We start from the raw sequence: 13,353 nt of genomic DNA, 5'->3' as shown, positions 1-13,353 counted from the left end.
GAGACCCTCTTAAAGGCTGACGTTGAAGCTGATCTGGAACACGTTGCGGGTGAAGCTTTCGTTGTCGGCATCGGAATCGTTGTCGCGATATCGATAACCCAGTTCAATATCCAGCCAACGGCGCATGGCGTACACCACGGCCAGGTTGTAGTCCTGAAGATTGTCGGTACGGCTTTGGCCTTCGTAGACATAACGCCCGTAGCCGGCCTGTGCCACCGTGGTGATCCGTTCGGTCCAGCCGTGACGCCAGCCGACCTGGGTGAACGTGGACTTCACGGCATCCGCGCCGTCGTCACCCTCGGCGAGGGCCTGGCGAGCGACGAAGGTGAATGTCGAATAGGTCCGCGGTTTCCATTGCAGATCGACTTGCCAGGTCGGGTTGTCGAGGTCTTTGGATTCGCTGTTGTCGAAGTTCTTTTTCTCGTAACCGACGCGGACTTTACCCGTCGTGCGTGCCGTGAAATCCCATACGGCACCGGCCATGACGGCGTCGGATTTACTGCTGCGCGGGCTGTTGGCCTGCTGGTAATCAAAGTCGGTGTGGTTATATTCGACAAGACCCCGGGTGTTGCTGCCGATGCGGTGATACCAGGTGCTCGTCAGGGCAGTGGTATTGCGTTCCTTGTCGTCGTTAATGCCATCGGCGTTGTCGTAGCGCAGTTGTGCGTAACTGGCCCCGAGATCGATTTGGTTGTCAGCGCTTTTCGCCCCGAAGGTGTAGAGACCGCCCACCCGTTTGTTGTTGAGCTTGTCGTTGATGCCTTCGACCGCCGTCGATTCCGTGCGCTCCCATTTCCGGTACTCGGCGTCGAGCTTCAGACGATGCCGGTCAGTGAACTCCATGATGCTGTCGGCACGCACGCGTTGTGCCGTGTTCGAGGCATCCGACTCGTCGTGATAAATGTAGCGAGTGGGTTGCCAGATCAGTCGCGTGGCACTGTTGCGATCCTCGGCCTTGAGCTCGAAAGAAGGCGCCAGCTTGGTGACCATGGAGGACTGTTTGCTGTTTTCCAGTTCGCGAAAGTTGTCGTCATAACTTTCTGAAAACAGGAACGATGGCGTGAAGTCGAATCCATACACATCAATGGCTTGCGGATTGATGCTCCAGGCCATTTCGGGATAGAGACAGGCCATCATCAGCGCGACAGGGCATCGTGACTTCAAAGCCATGTTATAGCTCCTGAGCAAGGGCATATAAGGCAAGTCGTTAGTTGTAGGGGTGAAAACCGGCTTGTTGTCGTTCAATCACGCTGAGTGGCAGGCAGACCGGCTGCTCACGGTTGAGAAACTGCAGGAGGATCATCACGCGGTCGGTTCCGTGCAATCCGAGGAACACGCCCTCCAGTGGCGCGAGCGGGCCGCTGACAATCTGTAGATTCTCTCCGGGTTTCAGCGCTTCATCCGGCCCTGACGTCATTGATTCGATGCAACGCGTACGCAGATGCTCGATGACGTGCTCAGGCACGGTCGCGGGACCATGATTGAATTCGACAAAGCGACTGACCCCTCGGGTGGAACGCAAGGGTGCCCAGTTGTCGTCACGACTGAGCTGGATGAACAAATATCCAGGAAAGAGGGATTCGTGCACTCGCTGGCGTTTTCCGCGAATAATGCGCTCGCTGACGAGTTGGGGATGAAAGACCACGTAATTCTGTTGAAGCAGATTGAGATGAGCACGCTCATCCTGACGTGGCTTGCATTGCAAAAGGTACCAATTTGGGTGGTCCGAGCTGATGACTGGCATGCTGGTAAACTCTGTAATGATCGAAAGTTTATGGCAGGCAGAAGCTCTATTGAGGGCTAAGTAAGGGCAGTCAGCGAAAGTGCTTTTTTATTATGGGTTATTGAAGTGTTTCAAACATGAATCACAAAGTGTTTCATTGGTGTGCATCGAGCAGTGAAGTTTCGCTCTGTTATGCGGCACCTCTGGAGGAATCATCGGTTCAACTTTTTAGAGGGCAAAGCTACCGCACGGTCTGTTCATGCAGGCTTAAGGTTAGGTAACTAAGTAGTTGTCCCTGAAGCGACAGGGCGCGAGTAAGTAACTGCTCGCGCCCTGCAAAAAATCAACCTTGGTAGTTATCGGCCAGTCTTTCTGGTCTGTCAAACGTTAGCAGTCAAAAAACACGCCATCCATCCAGTAATGCTTTTGCCGATGGATAACTAACTGTTTTTTAATGACTTATTCTTTTGGCTGAACGGTAGAAACTTTTTCTGCCTGTTATGGTCGCGACTATTATTTAGATCGAAAGCTTTCCCCACTATTGGGTGCTGTTATAAAACCTGGACTGAATAAGTCATCCAGCGCTATAACTTATCGCCTGTCGGCTTGTGTGGAGCAGGGATTATGACCGTTCTTGTTACAGGCGCTGCGGGCTTTATCGGGTATCACGCGGTCAAACGATTGGCGCTGCAAGGCCAGGAAGTTGTCGGTATCGACAACCTTAACGATTACTACAGTGTGGATCTCAAACGGGCTCGGCTTGAACAGTTGAGCGGTCTGCAGAGTTTCAGTTTTGAAACACTGGATATTGTCGACAAGCCTGCCTTGATGGCGTTATTCAAAGCGCACGATTTCACCGAGGTGGTGCATCTGGCCGCTCAGGCGGGTGTGCGCTATTCGCTCGACAACCCGGATGCCTATGCGCAATCGAACCTGGTGGGGTTTCTGAATGTGCTGGAAGCCTGCCGACATTATCCGCCCGCGCATCTGGTCTACGCGTCGAGCAGCTCGGTATATGGGGCCAACAGCAAGTTGCCATACAGCGTCGATGATGCGGTCGAGCACCCTGTCTCGCTGTATGCCGCCACCAAGCGTGCCAATGAGCTTCTCGCCGACAGCTATTGCCATCTCTACGGCTTGAAGGCCAGCGGCCTGCGCTTTTTCACGGTTTACGGGCCCTGGGGCAGGCCGGATATGGCGCTGTTCAAATTTACCGAAGCCATTCTTCAGGGACGACCGATCGACATCTACAACCAGGGTCAGATGGCGCGGGACTTTACTTACGTCGATGACGTTGTCGAAAGCATCGTCCGCCTGTGTCTGAAACCGCCAGCGCCGGAGAAGGAGGCGAGTGGCGTCAACCGGATTTTCAACCTGGGGCGCGGCAAACCGGTCGCGTTACTGGATTTCGTCGACTGCCTCGAACAGGCACTGGGCATAAAAGCCCAGCGCAATCTGTTGCCGATGCAGGCCGGCGATGTCATCAAGACCTGGGCTGATGTTTCGGCATTGGAACAATGGATCGGGTTTTCTCCGCGAGTGGAAGTTGCAGAGGGTGTGGCGCAGTTTGTGAGTTGGTATCGCCAGTACTATCGAATTTGAGCGGTGCTTCATGCGCCTGGAGTACGGTCATGAGGCGAGACCCACCCGGTTGTTGCGCATGATCGAAAAATTAAGCGCCGCAGCGACACACAGCCAGGCCAGATAAGGAAACAGGATCAACCCGGTGATCACATCCAGGCGCAGGGCCAGGACCACCATCACGGCGACGACCAGCCACAACAGGACGAGAATAATCATCGCGGCAACGATCCGCTGCGCGCCGAAGAACACAGGCGTCCACAGTGTGTTCAGCGCAATCTGCGCCGCCCACAAAGCCAGCACCTGTTCGCTGCCGGGAATCATGGTCAAGCGATAGCCAACCCAGGCCAGCAGCAGATAAATCGTCGTCCAGGCCACCGGAAACACCCAGTTGGGTGGCGTGAACTTCGGTTTGTTGAGCTGCGCGTACCATTGGCCGGGCTTGAAAACCATGCCGGTGGTTGCCGCCGCACCGCACGCGATCAGAAAAATCAGGAAAGTCACCATTTCACACTCCTTGGCCGCAGCCCGTTTGCCTGGTTTGTTCCGCCGCAGCGGTCGTTCATTCGGATCTTGAGCACATCAGTTCACTGACCCGCGCCACCAGCGTATCGACCGCGAACGGCTTGGTCAGCACCTGCATGCCCGGGCCCAGTTGGGCGGCGCCGATTACTGCGTTCTCCGCGTAACCGGTAATGAAGAGGGTCGTCAGGTTCGGGCGGATCTCCCGGCCGGCGTCGGCCAGTTGCCGGCCGTTCATGCCACCGGGCAGGCCGACATCGGTGATCAGCAGGTCGATATGCACGTTTGATTGCAATACTTTCAGCCCGGCAACGCTGTCGCCTGCCTCAAGCAAGTTGTAGCCGAGATCGCCAAGCACATCGGTCAGCAGCGCGCGCACCGTGGGTTCGTCGTCCACCACCAGAATGGTCTCGCTGGCCTTGGGCACCACCGCCGGTGCGATGTGCTTGTCATCGTGGCTCTGCACGGGATCGCCACGGTGACGAGGCAGGTAGATGCACATCGTGGTGCCCCGGTCGACCTGGGAGTGCACGCGCACCTGGCCGCCGGACTGTTTGGCGAACCCGTAGATCATCGACAAGCCCAGCCCTGTGCCCTGGCCCAGCGGTTTGGTGGTGAAGAACGGGTCGAAGGCCTTGGCGATGACATCGGCCGACATGCCGGTGCCGGTATCGGTGACGCATAGGCACACATACTCGCCCTCGGGCATGTCCAGCGCGCCGGCGATCTCGGCATCCATGATGCGATTGGCCGTCTCGATGGTGATGCGTCCGCCGTCGGGCATTGCATCGCGCGCGTTGATACACAGATTGAGCAGCGCGTTCTCCAGTTGACTGGCATCCACAAGTGTCGGCCAAAGCACGGGCGAGCCAATGGTTTCCAGGAGAATGCTCGGGCCCACGGTGCGCTGGATCAGCTCGGTCATGCCGGTCATCAGCGTGTTGACGTCGGTCGGTCGCGGATCGAGAGTCTGGCGTCTGGAGAACGCCAGCAGGCGGTGGGTAAGGGCGGCGGCTCGCTTGACCGCGCCCTGTGCAGTCACCATGTATTTGTCGACTTCGCTCAAGCGGCCCTGATTGATCCGCGCGCCCATCAACTCCAGTGCGCCGGAAATGCCGGCCAACAAGTTGTTGAAATCGTGAGCGAGGCCTCCCGTCAGTTGGCCAACCGCTTCCATCTTCTGCGACTGACGCAGTTTTTCCTCTGCCTGCATCAACTCGGCGGTGCGCGATGAAACCCTTTGCTCGAGGGTGTCGTTGAGCGAACGCAACGCGGCAAGAGCCCGGTCGCGCTCCGCCTCGACGGTGCGCCGCTCCTCGACGTCGATCAGCACGCCGGGAAACCGCAGGGGAACTCCGTCATCTGCACACTCAACGCGTCCGTTGGCTTCGATCCACTGGAATCTGCCGTCCTCGCGCCGTACACGGTACTGGTGGGAATAGGCGCCCCCACGGCCAATGGCTTCGTCGATTGCCATGGTCAGGCTATCGCGGTCGTCGGGGTGCACGCTGGTGATGACTTGTTCGAGGCTGAGGCCTTCGCGCCCCAGTGCCGGGTCGAGGTTGAACACCTGGGCGAAGCCTTCGTCGATGGCAAAACGGTCGGTCAGCAGGTCCCAGTGCCAGGTGCCGATGATGGCGCCGGCCGCAAGGGCCAGTTGCACACGTTCGACGTTTTCCCGGGCGATTGCCTCGCTGGCGCGCAAGCGTTCCTCGGCGGCGCGCCGCTCGGTGACGTCGTTGAACAGGATCGCGATCTGTCGGTCGGCCGGATCGCCGACCCGCACCGCGCGCACATCGAACCAGCGCTCGAAGGTATTGGCGTAGTTCTCGAAATTCGCCGGCTCCCCGGTCTTGGCCACGTGGCCGTAGGTTTCGAACCAGAAGCGTTCAAGATTGGGCGCGAACTCGGTGACCCATTTACCGCGCAGGTTGACCCCGCACTGGCGCTCGAAGGCCGGGTTGGCCTCGACGAAGTAGTAGTCGACAGGCTCGTCGTTGGCGTCGAATTTGACTTTGACGATGGCAAACGCCGACTCGATGGTTTCCAGAATGGTACTGAAACGCTCTTCACTCCGGCGCAACGCCGTTTCGGCACTGCGCGAGCGCGTCAGGTCAAGCATCGCGCCGATCATGCGTTCGGCCTGGCCGGCGGGATTGCGAATCAAGTGGCCGCGATCGAGCACCTCGGCGTAGGAGCCGTCCTGACAGCAGAACCGATACTCCGCGCTCCATGTCGTGCCGTCGCCTTCGATGGCGGCGCGGATCGATGCCTGCACCCGCGCCTGATCCTGCGGATGGATCCGCGCGAATCGCCAGTCGCCACTGGGATCAACATTCTCCAGCGGGAACCCGTACGCCTGTTGCAACGCCTGGTTCCAGATGATCTGGTTGGTTTGCAGGTCCCAGTCCCACACCGCATCGCTGGTCGCCATGACGGCCAGTCGATAGCGTTCTTTTGTTTCGATGATGGCGCGCCCGTACAGATGCTCCTGAGTACGGTCGCGGAGTATTTTCACGAAACCCAAGTGAGTCTGGTCTGCATCGTAAAGCGGCATCAGCTCGCCAGAGGCCCAGAATCGCTCGCCGTTCTTGCGCAAATGCCAGCGCTCATCGTAGGCACGGCCTTCGACAAGGGCGCGCTGCATTTCCTGTTCGACGCGGCCGGCGGCGCGGTCTTCAGGGGTGAAAAAGCAGGATGCGCTCTGGCCGCGAACCTCTTCGGCGGACCAGCCGAGCACATTGGTCGCGCCGCAGTTCCACTCGGTGATGTACCCGGCAAGGTCGGTGACGACCATGGCAAAATCCACGGCACTTTCGAATACCGCCCGCTGCCGCGCTTCACTGCGGGCGAGCGCGGCTTGACTGGCGTGCAGTCGCGCCGTGATGTCGCGCTCAATGTCGACTTCATTGCTCTGCAGCGCGGCGCGTAATCGCTTGACCTCGCATTCGAGCGCTTCGCGACTAAGGTGTTTGAGGGTGTCCATCTCACCTTCTTGGTCAGGTTTTTCATGGGGTGGGTAAGCCCGTCAGGTGCAACCATCAGCGCGAAGCGGTGTGGCTCTGTGGTTGCTCATCCGTTGACAGGTTGCGTCGTCGTTAAGTTTCACTGATGGAGCAAGGTCGCTTCGGGTGAACGCTGATTTCAAATCGAATCGCCGTTATCCAGGCGCGCCAACAGTGCCTGGCCGCGTTGCCAGAGTGCCTGTTGCCTGGTTTGCGGCATGCGGTCGAGGTTCTTGTACATCATGCTCATGCGCTGATTGCCGCGCAGCAGCTCACCGTGGCGCATCAGGAAATGCCAATACAGCGCGTTGAACGGGCAGGCATTGTCTGCCGTGCTTTCGCTGACCTTGTACGCGCAGCCGCGGCAGTAATCCGACATGCGATTGATGTACTGGCCGCTGGCGCAATAGGGTTTGGAACCGAGATAACCGCCATCGGCGTGCATGACCATGCCCAGCGTGTTGGGCAGCTCGACCCAATCAAAGGCGTCCATGTAGATCGCCAGATACCACTCGCAGATCTGGCTCGGCGCGATGCCGGCGAGCAGGGCGAAGTTGCCGGTGACCATCAGCCGCTGAATGTGATGCGCATAGGCATGCTGCAGGCTTTGCCCGATGGCGTGGCGCATGCAGTTCATCTGCGTGTCACCCGTCCAGTAGAACTCGGGGAGCGGCCGGCTGTTGCCAAAAGAGTTGCCTAGCGCGTAATCCGGCATCTTCAGCCAGTACACGCCCCGCACATATTCCCGCCAGCCAATCAGTTGCCGAATGAAGCCTTCGGCGGCATTGAGCGCAACGCTGCCGGCCCAGTACGCCGACTCCACATCACTGCAAATTTGCCGCAAATCCAGTAGGCCAATGTTGAGCGCTGCGCTGATGCGCGCATGAAACAGGAACGGCTCGTCACTGGCCATGGCGTCCTGGTAATCGCCAAACCCCGCCAGGCCATAATCGAGAAAGTAAGCCCAGAGTGCCTGCGCATCGGCATGGGTGACGGGATAGTTGAAGTCATCAAGCGCACCGTAGTGCTGGCTGAAGCGCGCCTTGACCAGTGCCAGCACATCGAGGGTGATGGCGTCGTTATTGAAGCGTACCGGGTAGGGCGCTTTGACGCCTTTGGGCAGGGCCTTGCGATTCTCGGCATCGAAGTTCCATGCGCCGCCCACTGGTGAACCGTCGCCATTGAGCAGCAAGCGGCTCTTGCGCCGCATCTCACGGTAGAAAAACTCCATGCGCAGCTGTTTCTTGCCCTCGGCCCAGGCGGCGAACTCTTCGCGACTGCACAGAAAACGCGTGTCGGCGTGCCACTGGACGGGCAAACCGCATTCCTTGATCGAATGCTCCAGCCGCCAGTCGCCACACTCAGTCACGTGCACTTCGTCGGCCTGCAACAGCTTTTTCCAACGATGCAGCTCATCCGGCACCGAACCGCTGTTTTCCGGGTCATCCAGGGTCACGTATTCAACACGTATGCCTTGGTCTTCCAACGCCTGAGCGAAATGGCGCATGGCGCTGAAGATCAGAGCAATCTTCTGTGGATGGTGGGGCACATGGCTGGCTTCTTCCATGACCTCGACCAGCAGCACCGTATCGCGCTCCGCATCGAGTGCCTGTAAGGACGCCAGGTCGAAGGACAACTGGTCGCCCAGGACCAGGCACAAGCGGCGGGTAGTGTTCATTTTGCGGTTCATTGGCTTGCTTCGGTGCTCTGACGACGGAAGAACAAGGTCACCTGGCCGACCTCCACGCCGAACTTGGACATGCTGGTGCGGTTGATCAACGTGTCCTCGTCCATCAGGTACATCCAGTCGTCCATGCTCATTTCATAGGTCGAATCGTCGACCGGTACGTTCAGCCGATAGCGCCAGTGAAATGTGTTGCCCGCCACCTGGCCTTGGGCAACGCCGACTACATCGCCGGCGCGACCGCTCCAGCGTCCCTGGCCCTCGGGCGTCAATGTCCATACGCGGTGCTGGCGGGTGCCATCGCTGTACAGAAAGCGCTCGTCGAGAATCAGGTTGTTGCCTTCGCGACGGCTGACGATATTGACTTCGAAACGCTTGGTCACTTCGCCGCTGCGCTTCTGAAACATTCCCCAGGCCTTGACGGGCTGGTTGAAAAACCGATGCAGATCCAGGACTGGTTGTTGGTCGGCATAACGGGCGACGTCCACGCTGGTGCAGCTTGCGATGCTGAATATCAGTGTCAGTAGCAGCAGGAATCGTGTCATTGCCTTGCTCCCTGATTGCAAAGGTGTCGAAGGCCATGTTCGAACCATTTGCTTGTACGGTGGGCTGGATATGTACAGGTTTATCGTTTTATCCGGCTGGTCTTGACGCTCGAGTTTTGACGACGTCAACGAGAGTCTTACGGCGATGGCCGGCTTTTTTTTCCTCGCGGCAGCGCTGTACGTGAGGGCAAGCCATCGCTAAATAGTTGTACGTAGTTGGATAGTCTGTACAGGTATAAATCAAGATAGGCTGAAAAAAACCATCTGACAATACTTCTTCCCCCACGCAGGGCGCTTGCTGCGCCTTAACGCGATGCCGAACGTTTTGCCCTGGAAACAGCGGTTGGTCGGTCTGCCGGGCGAGCGCTGGTACTGGGCAATATCCAGCGCAGTGAACGCCGGACCGTGAGGCGCAGGATGCTCAGTGAGCATCCTGCGGGGATAGGAGTGGCCGACAGATCAATGCGCTGTCGGACTTGGCTGTGCACCGTATTGCGCAATGATGTGAGTACCCAGCTCCTCAATAACGTCCGCTGCCGGGCGCTTTCCGTATTTGAGATTCAGGATGACGTGATCGACGCCGATTTCCTCAAGCGACTCCAGCAAAAAACGCAAATGGTAACGTCCGAGTTTGAACCCCAAATGAATGCGAGTGGGTGGCGTAGACGGGTTTTCATCAAGGTCGATGTAAAGCGACTGAGTGAAGGGCTTATAGACGGAACCACATTGCTTCGTGACCTCCAGCCGCCAATCTTCCACGACCAGTCTCTGCATGTTCGGTATGCGTGGATAGTTGATCCATCCGTTGCTTTCGCGCGCGATCCAATCCAGTGACTGACGGCTATTGCCGGTCACGAGCATTGGAATGAATTGGGTGGTCGGTTTCGGAATCAGATCCGCGCCGCGCATTTCCCCGGCGCTCCAGTGGATGGGTTCGAAACTGGTGCTGTGGGCTCGGCGAATCACCGCGTAGTGCTCGCGAAAGATATCCCCGCGCCTTTCGGGATCGACGCCAAAAGCCGAGAACTCCACCGGGCGGTCGCCGGACGCCACCCCAAGAATCAAGCGACCTGCGCTCAACTGATCGACGCTGGCTGACGCCTTGGCCGTGTGCAGGGGATGGTGCAAAGGGATGGCGATGGAGGCGGTGCCAAGCGCAATTTCCGATGTATGGGCGGCCATATAACCCAGGTAGACCCAGGGGTCGAAGACTTGGCCGACATCGCCGAATCCGGGATCGCGAAGCGGCACGTCACGAAACCAGAGCGCGCTGAAGCCCAATGCCTCGGCCCGTTTTCGCCAATGCGACCTGGTTGAGCATGCTCGGCGTGTCGCCGTCGAAGGCCTCCATGGGAAAGAACAATCCAAGGCTCAAATGCCCCGGCGTGAAGGTTCGGCTGAACCCTCGATGCTGCTGATAAGGAATCGTGCTCGGCCGATACATACTGATTTTCCTCAGTGGCAGAACGTGAACAGCGCCCCGTTGCCAGAGGTGCTGCGGCATCGGTCGCTTGGGAACGACAGGTGGGGGGACTGAGTGCAGCTTTGCCCATTGCGCCGTACTGCCGGTCGGGTGGACCGGATTGAGGAGCCAGTTGCTGGCGATATGCGCGGGCAGGTCCGGATGGGTGATAAGCGGACGGTAAAAGGAATCCTCTCCCGGCTCGATACCGTCAACTCGGAAACGGGCCCAGAGGTTACCTCATCAGCGTAGGCGGTATTGCCGTGTTGCGCCATTGTGCCTCGCACATCGTGGGAGACCTTTGCGACTTCAACCGATCACAAGCAGGTGGCAGGATTACGATCCATCGAGTCCCACTCGACATGACTTCGGTCATTGGGCGAATCATCGATGAATCTCGAGCGGTTCCAGCAAAGGGTGAAAGCTGCATGCCATCAGGCATGCAGGGCCGAGCGGGCAGGTTCAGTCTTGGAGATGGATTCAATCCGTTTCATTTTGCAGCCAGCAGTCGCTTGGCGGTAGCAAGGATTGAATCGATATTGAAAGGCTTTTCCAGGACAGCATTGAACAAGTCCGATCTCTCCATGCCGAGGTGGGCTTGTGCGCCGCTGATCAGAATGATGGGCAAGAGATGCGCTGAGGGCAGGGCGCGGACGGCCGTGGCGAATTCGAGTCCGTCCATTACCGGCATCATGAAGTCGGTAATGATCAGGTCAGGGCGCTCTCGCTCAAGTACCTCAAGCCCTTTTTTGCCATTGCTGGCCTTTACGACCATGAAGCCTTCGTCCTCCAGCGCAAAGCCGAGAATGTCAGCGATCAAATATTCGTCGTCGACAACCAGGATGGTGGTCATGAGAATGCAACCTGAATAGAAGACCTAGGAAAATGAACCTGGCAGGGCTGCAGGATTAGGAACTGGCGGTTCATTTCTTGAAGCCTTTTTCAGATCAACGTCCTGGTCACGGATGACCACTTCAAATCGCGAAGGGTCATAAGAGCTATCTCTGACTTTAAGAATGGAAATGGTTCTGCTTAGTTCAGAGTCATTCTCGAAGAACCGCATCAGCATCAGATTGTCGACGATGCTGGACAGGTCAGAGTTTGGTGAACTGATCTCGGAGCCGAACAGATCTCGCATCTCCCAAGAGGCAAACACGGTCACGCCCCTGGAACGTAATTCGTTCATGAGGGCACTGTAAAAGTCAGTAATTCGGGCTGGATTCGTCGAGACGCGCGTCATGCCGCTAAGGCTGTCGATGAATAAACGCTTGATGCCCTTTTCTTCGACGATGCTCAGCAACCTTGAGCCCAGGCCGTCCAGGAGACCTTCGGTGGTCGGTTGCCACGCGATGCTCAACGCACCGCTTTCTTCCATGCCTTTGATGTCGATTCCTAGTGACTGGCCCTTCAGGCGTAACCGCTCCGGGCTTTCATAAAAGCCAAAATGCAGGCCCGGTGCCTTCACCGTCGACTCACCCAGGAATTTAAGACCTAGGGTTGTCTTGCCTATTCCTGACGGGCCCATGACCAGCGTCACGCTGGAACTGTGCAGCCCGCCACCCAGTATCGTGTCCAGAGAATGTATACCGCTGGGGATGCGCGTCATGTTGGCGCTGTCGGGCGAAGAGGGGTGGCTGTAGAGGCTTTCCAGGCGCGGATAAACCACCAGACCGTTCTCGGTGATTTCGCACTCGTGAAGCCCGGTCAGTGCCGCGCTGCCCCGGGTTTTACGCAGTTGAATACGACGCACCGAGCGGGTGCCATAAAGCTCCTCTCCCATTTCGATCACGCCATCCACCATGGTGTGCTCGGGGCTGCCGTCATCCAGTCGGGAACTGGTGAGAAACAACACGGTGCATCCAGCAAATGCAGCGTGCCCTTGCAATTCAGAGATGAACTTCTTGGTGTCGATGGGCGAGTCGGCTTTAGAGCGTGCGTTCAGCAAGCCGTCGACAACCATGACTGTGGCCTTCTGGCGGCTGATCTCACGCCTCAGCAGTTTTACGACTTCATCCAGACCTTCATTTTCCAGCGTATCGAATGCGCTGACGAACTGGATTTCAGCGCCAACTTTGGAAGCGTCGTAAAAGCTCAAGGTGGACAGAAACTGAAAAAGCCGGTCATGGGATTCGGCAAGCAGTGTCGCTACCAGAACACGGCCGCCGTTGCGCGCATGATGGAATCCAAGTTGGTTGGCGAGGATCGTTTTGCCCGACCCTGGACGCCCCTGAATAATGTAGGAAGCGCCTGAGACCAATCCGCCCTTGAGCAGAGCATCCAGGCCTTCGATTCCACTCTGAAGGCGATTTAACTTTTCCACTATGCGACCCTGATCTTGAAATCATGCTGTTAAACCGAATGTACGGGATGCTAACGCCATTTGTGTGCCGGAGCTATCTGCACTTCACTGACGTTTCAGGCAGCAGTGCCGGTAAAGCTATTCATTCGCCGCTGAACATGCGTTGGAGCAGCAACGCAACTTACTCAACCTGGTTGCACACTCTTTTCCACCCTGGGCGGCTCCAGCATTGTCAGCGGATGAACTACGCTCCTGAAACAACCCCCGCAGATTGAAGAAAACAGTACAAAGGGTCGATATGACCAGAAGGCTGGAGGGAACCAACAGGCCATTCTTCAGGATCCGGTTTCCCTGATGTTCATTGCCCGGAGTACGCTCCGTGAGAAACCAGCAGCGATGAGCCTTGGAGATGAAGGCTTTGCCTGATGCTGGCGGCTGGATCTCATATAGCCTAAGCGTAGCTTTTTATTCCCAAAACGAAGTTCATATTAATTTTATAGTGCGTTTTAATCTAAACAGGTATTTCCTGATT

The 13,353-nt window shown here is 57.4% G+C and carries 9 protein-coding genes and 1 pseudogene; 1 reads left to right on the top strand and 9 read right to left on the bottom strand.

All coding sequences use genetic code 11. The features are described from left to right. Nucleotides 1-9 precede the first annotated feature (9 nt). Both BMZ46_RS18640 and rfaH read right to left on the bottom strand, forming a co-directional pair. A complete protein-coding gene (locus BMZ46_RS18640; RefSeq protein WP_039768571.1) occupies nucleotides 10-1,170 on the bottom strand; it encodes an outer membrane beta-barrel protein in 1,161 nt (386 codons plus the stop codon). 37 nt (nucleotides 1,171-1,207) lie between these two features. Continuing rightward, nucleotides 1,208-1,744, bottom strand: a complete 537-nt coding sequence (rfaH, locus tag BMZ46_RS18635; protein ID WP_039768569.1) for a transcription/translation regulatory transformer protein RfaH — start codon at nucleotides 1,742-1,744, stop codon at nucleotides 1,208-1,210. A gap of 603 nt (nucleotides 1,745-2,347) precedes the next feature. On the opposite strand from rfaH, the gene BMZ46_RS18630 reads away from it, so the two are divergent. Continuing rightward, nucleotides 2,348-3,325, top strand: a complete 978-nt coding sequence (locus tag BMZ46_RS18630) for an NAD-dependent epimerase (RefSeq protein ID WP_074690540.1) — start codon at nucleotides 2,348-2,350, stop codon at nucleotides 3,323-3,325. Nucleotides 3,326-3,352: 27 nt separating this feature from the next. Here the strand turns inward: BMZ46_RS18630 and BMZ46_RS18625 are convergent, their stop codons facing one another. From BMZ46_RS18625 to BMZ46_RS18595, 7 genes and pseudogenes are all read right to left on the bottom strand, one after another. Next, entirely contained in the window at nucleotides 3,353-3,808 is a 456-nt protein-coding gene (locus BMZ46_RS18625) for a tryptophan-rich sensory protein TspO (protein ID WP_074690685.1), read from the bottom strand. Nucleotides 3,809-3,866: 58 nt separating this feature from the next. Continuing rightward, nucleotides 3,867-6,812 carry a PAS domain-containing hybrid sensor histidine kinase/response regulator gene (locus BMZ46_RS18620; protein ID WP_074690541.1) on the bottom strand — a complete coding sequence of 982 codons (2,946 nt, stop codon included), beginning with the start codon at nucleotides 6,810-6,812 and terminating at the stop codon, nucleotides 3,867-3,869. A 158-nt stretch (nucleotides 6,813-6,970) separates the two neighbouring features. Further along, nucleotides 6,971-8,509 (bottom strand): cryptochrome/photolyase family protein, encoded by a 1,539-nt coding sequence (locus tag BMZ46_RS18615; RefSeq protein WP_074690686.1) that lies wholly within the window; start codon nucleotides 8,507-8,509, stop codon nucleotides 6,971-6,973. A gap of 8 nt (nucleotides 8,510-8,517) precedes the next feature. Beyond that, the gene (locus BMZ46_RS18610; RefSeq protein ID WP_074690542.1) at nucleotides 8,518-9,060 is read right to left on the bottom strand and encodes a DUF3833 domain-containing protein; all 543 of its coding nucleotides are present in this window, start codon (nucleotides 9,058-9,060) and stop codon (nucleotides 8,518-8,520) included. A gap of 459 nt (nucleotides 9,061-9,519) precedes the next feature. After that, nucleotides 9,520-10,504: pseudogene (locus tag BMZ46_RS18605) on the bottom strand (LLM class oxidoreductase). A gap of 508 nt (nucleotides 10,505-11,012) precedes the next feature. Further along, a complete protein-coding gene (locus BMZ46_RS18600; RefSeq protein WP_074690543.1) occupies nucleotides 11,013-11,375 on the bottom strand; it encodes a response regulator in 363 nt (120 codons plus the stop codon). Between the two features lie 24 nt (nucleotides 11,376-11,399). After that, nucleotides 11,400-12,845 carry an ATPase domain-containing protein gene (locus tag BMZ46_RS18595; RefSeq protein ID WP_166742306.1) on the bottom strand — a complete coding sequence of 482 codons (1,446 nt, stop codon included), beginning with the start codon at nucleotides 12,843-12,845 and terminating at the stop codon, nucleotides 11,400-11,402. Nucleotides 12,846-13,353: the final 508 nt, after the last annotated feature.

The sequence above is a fragment of the Pseudomonas sp. NFIX49 genome (assembly GCF_900115915.1).
In the GTDB taxonomy this organism is placed as follows: Bacteria; Pseudomonadota; Gammaproteobacteria; order Pseudomonadales; family Pseudomonadaceae; genus Aquipseudomonas; species Aquipseudomonas pharyngis.
Note: the sequence above shows the minus strand (reverse complement) of the source record. Positions and strands in the feature narration are given on the sequence as shown.

Coding starts and splice junctions, on each gene's coding strand:
- BMZ46_RS18640 (WP_039768571.1), bottom strand. CDS start 1,170: ATGGCTTTGAAGTCACGATGCCCTGTCGCGCTGATGATGGCCTGTCTC.
- rfaH (WP_039768569.1), bottom strand. CDS start 1,744: ATGCCAGTCATCAGCTCGGACCACCCAAATTGGTACCTTTTGCAATGC.
- BMZ46_RS18630 (WP_074690540.1), top strand. CDS start 2,348: ATGACCGTTCTTGTTACAGGCGCTGCGGGCTTTATCGGGTATCACGCG.
- BMZ46_RS18620 (WP_074690541.1), bottom strand. CDS start 6,812: ATGGACACCCTCAAACACCTTAGTCGCGAAGCGCTCGAATGCGAGGTC.
- BMZ46_RS18615 (WP_074690686.1), bottom strand. CDS start 8,509: ATGAACACTACCCGCCGCTTGTGCCTGGTCCTGGGCGACCAGTTGTCC.
- BMZ46_RS18610 (WP_074690542.1), bottom strand. CDS start 9,060: ATGACACGATTCCTGCTGCTACTGACACTGATATTCAGCATCGCAAGC.
- BMZ46_RS18600 (WP_074690543.1), bottom strand. CDS start 11,375: ATGACCACCATCCTGGTTGTCGACGACGAATATTTGATCGCTGACATT.